2 protein-coding genes are annotated in these 3,167 nt (G+C 67.9%); one reads left to right on the top strand and one right to left on the bottom strand.

What is annotated here, in order from left to right; genetic code table 11:
• Positions 1 to 194: 194 nt before the first annotated feature.
• Entirely contained in the window at positions 195 to 1,286 is a 1,092-nt protein-coding gene (locus ACXJKH_RS17605; protein ID WP_457321258.1) for an ABC transporter ATP-binding protein, read from the bottom strand.
• 352 nt (positions 1,287 to 1,638) lie between these two features.
• On the opposite strand from ACXJKH_RS17605, the gene zwf reads away from it, so the two are divergent.
• A complete protein-coding gene (gene zwf / locus ACXJKH_RS17600; RefSeq protein ID WP_457321256.1) occupies positions 1,639 to 3,075 on the top strand; it encodes a glucose-6-phosphate dehydrogenase in 1,437 nt (478 codons plus the stop codon).
• Positions 3,076 to 3,167: the final 92 nt, after the last annotated feature.

The raw sequence follows: 3,167 nt of genomic DNA, 5'->3' as shown, positions 1-3,167 counted from the left end.
CCGTAGTGCCGGCCGCTGGCCGGCAACCTCATGAACCCGGCAGCCACGCGTGCCCTGCCGGCCGCTGGCCGGCAACCTCATGACCCGGCAGCCACGCGTGCCCTGCCGGCCGCTGGCCGGCAACCTCATGAACCCAGCAGCCACGCGTGCCCTGCCGGCCGCTGGCCGGCACCCCCGCCAACCCGCCCGCACCCTCAGTCGGCGTTCAAGCGTTCGCCGGTGTCCGCATCGAAGAAATGCAGCCCCTTCGGGTGGATCGCCACGCGGATGCTCTCGCCGACCTGCGGCAACGCCTGCGGCGCCACGCGCATCACCAGCGCCTGGCCGCCACTGGTCATGTTGACGAAGATCTCGTTGCCGACCGGCTCGATGCCGTCGATGGTCGCCTCGAAGCCCGTCGCATCCTCGGCCGCGGCCGGCTGCAGGTGCTCCGGTCGCACGCCCACCGCAAGCGTCCTGCCGATCCAGGCCGGATCCACCGTTGCCTGCCCCAGCGGCGCGGTCAGCTGCGCTTCCTGCACCACGATGCCGCTGTCGGTGCGCTGCAGCGTCCCGCGCAGCACGTTCATCGCCGGGCTGCCGAGGAAGCCGGCCACGAACAGGTTGGCCGGACGGTCGTACAGCGCCATCGGCGTATCGATCTGCTGGATGACGCCGTCCTTGAGCACCACGATGCGCTGGCCGAGCGTCATCGCCTCGACCTGGTCGTGGGTCACATAGATCATGGTGGTGCCCAGCTTGCGATGCAGCTGCGCGATTTCCGTGCGCACGCTGTGGCGCAGCTTGGCGTCGAGGTTGGACAGCGGCTCATCCAGCAGGAACACCGCCGGCTCGCGCACCAGCGCGCGACCCAGCGCCACGCGCTGGCGCTGGCCGCCGGACATCGCCTTGGGCAGCTTGTCGAGCATGTCGGTCAGGCCCAGCGTTTCGGCCGCCTCGTTGACGCGCTTGCTGATCGTGGCCTTGTCGTGGCCGCGCAGCTTCAGGCCGAAGGCCAGGTTTTCGGCCACGGTCATGTGCGGGTACAGCGCATAGCTCTGGAACACCRTGGCGATGTCGCGGTCCTTGGGCGCCACGTCGTTGACCACGCGGTCGCCGATCGTCAGCGTGCCGCCGCTGATCTCCTCCAGCCCGGCGACCATGCGCAGCAAGGTCGACTTGCCACAGCCGGACGGCCCGACCAGCACCATCAATTCCCCATCGGCCACTTCGAAGGTCGCGCCCTGAACGGCCACCTGGCCGTTGTCGTAGACCTTGCGCACGCCCTGCAACTGCACTTTTGCCATATCACCCATTCCAGTCCGCCCGCTGCCGGGCTGTTGTGCGGAACTGCCCTCGGCCCTCCCGATGGCAGGTCGATGGCGTGGTGCCGCATGACGGCGACCACTGCAATCGAATACAGTCTGCTCATTCTGCCATGTAAACGTTTTCACGTGGCAGTATCCGTTGGTCGGTCATGACCGCGACGCATCGGCGAGCCCACAGTCGCCCGATCCGCCCGCAACATGCCCCATGATGCGCAGGCGCGTGCCTGTTCATGTTGCCTCTGCAACATCGGACATCACGCCCGGCGAGACCCCCGAGAACATAGACGAGAAGCGATTGACAACGATGTCACCCGGATCTGAAACTCGAGCGATGCACGACACCCTCTTCCTGTTCGGCGCCACTGGCGACTTGGCCCAGCGCTACCTGTTCCCCTCCCTGTTGCGCCTGCTGGGCGACGGCCTGCTGGCGGAAGATTTCAAGATCCGTGCGCTGGCCCTGTCCCCGCACGATACCGACGGATTCCGCGAAATCCTGCGGCCGCGGCTGCAGCAGGCCATGCCGATGGCCAGCCAGGAAGACATCCACTCGCTGCTGATGCGCATCGACTACCGCTCGGTGGACCTGCGCAACCCGGACTCGGTGGCCGAGTCGGTCAGCGACCTGGTCGACCGTCACTGCGTGAGCTACCTGGCCATCCCGCCGGGCCTGTACATCTCCACCTGCGAAGGCCTGGCCAAGGGCGGCGCCCTGGCCGCGCCGCACCGGTTGATGCTGGAAAAGCCGATCGGCAGCGACAGCGCCAGCGCCGAGGAGATCATCTCCACCATCGGCCAGTGGATCGACGAAGACCGCGTGTTCCGCCTGGACCACTACCTGGGCAAGGCGGCGGTGCAGAACCTGATCGCGCTGCGCTTCGGCAACACGCTGCTGGAAGCGGTATGGAACCGCAACTACATCGAATCGGTGCACATCCTGGTTGCCGAGAGCGAAGGCGTGGATGGCCGCGATGCCTACTACGCCCGCTCCGGCGCGCTGCGCGACATGGTCCAGAGCCACATCCTGCAGCTGCTGTGCCTGGTGGCGATGGAGCCGCCAGCCTCGCTGGAAGCCGACCGCATCCGCGACGAGAAGGTCAAGGTGCTGCGCGCCCTGCGCCCGCTCGATGCCAAGCACGCCGCCCGTGACAGCGTCCGCGGCCGCTACACCGCCGGCACCATCAACGGCCAGCCGGCCCAGGCCTACCAGCCGCCGGAAGGCAGCGACGTGGAAACCTTCGCCGGGGTCACCGCGCACATCGACAACTGGCGCTGGTCCGGCGTGCCGTTCCACCTGGTCACCGRCAAGCGCCTGGCCGAGCGCACCACCCGCGTGGTGGTCACGCTCAAGCCGGTCACCCACTGGCTGTTCGAGCGTCCGCACCGTCGCAACGCCACCCCCAACCGCATCGTCTTCCAGCTGCAGCCGCAGGAGAACATCGAGCTGGGCCTGATGAGCTCGCTGGCCGGCCCGGAATGGGGCGCGCTGGAACTGCATCCGCTGGAACTGGAACTGTCCGTCCCCACCGGCCTGCATCGCCGCATCGCCTACGAACGCCTGTTCCTGGACGCTTTCAACGGCAACCATGCGCTGTTCGTGCGCGATGACGAAGTGCGTGCCGCGTGGGCGTGGATCGACAGCGTCAGCGATGCCTGGAAGGCCGCCAACCTGCCGCTGCAGCCCTACCCGGCCGGCGAATGGGGCCCGGCCGAGGCCGCCGGTTTCCTGCCTGTCGAAGTGGATGCCGACCGCAAGGACGGCAACGCATGACGCTGCAGAACCAACCGGTCCTGGTTGCCGACATCGGTGGCACCAACGCCCGCTTCGCCCTCGCCGACACCAGCCTGGACGCACCGCTGCAG

The organism is Stenotrophomonas sp. P5_B8 (genome assembly GCF_054049855.1).
Note: the sequence above shows the minus strand (reverse complement) of the source record. Positions and strands in the feature narration are given on the sequence as shown.